The sequence below is a fragment of the Pseudomonas sp. H1h genome (genome assembly GCF_000633255.1).
Taxonomy (GTDB): domain Bacteria; phylum Pseudomonadota; class Gammaproteobacteria; order Pseudomonadales; family Pseudomonadaceae; genus Aquipseudomonas.
Window position 1 is genome coordinate 1 of record NZ_AYMJ01000070.1, and the last position, 345, is coordinate 345.

At 64.6% G+C, this 345-nt stretch carries 2 pseudogenes; both read left to right on the forward strand.

Features of this window, described 5'->3' with window-relative positions:
* Positions 1–168, forward strand: a pseudogene (locus U862_RS29900) (Rhs element Vgr protein); the annotation flags it as partial.
* A pseudogene (locus U862_RS0129035) lies at positions 158–345 on the forward strand (hypothetical protein); the annotation flags it as partial. The pseudogenes U862_RS29900 and U862_RS0129035, both read left to right, overlap by 11 nt.

Sequence of the window (345 nt, forward strand, 5' to 3'; positions counted from 1 at the left end):
CCCGGCAGCGGCACCGGCGCCGCCCCGCTGATGCCCGGCATCCTCAAACAGGCCGACGCTGACAAGGCCGGCCAGGTCCTGACCCCGGCCCAGATCAACACCCTCAAACGCAACGCACCGTTCTGCGAAGAATGCGAAAAATGCAAGGCAGGTGCCTGTGCCATCTGATCGACTGACACCCAAGGACTGGCTGGCACAACAGCCGCTGCAGACTGGCGAGCGTCTGTATCTGGTCATCAGTGCGGCGAGTGATGCCGACGCACTGAAAACCCTGTACCTGACCGAACCCACCGCCCAGCTCCTGCCGATCTGGGGCGGCACGCCCTACTCCACCTGGCAACCGGT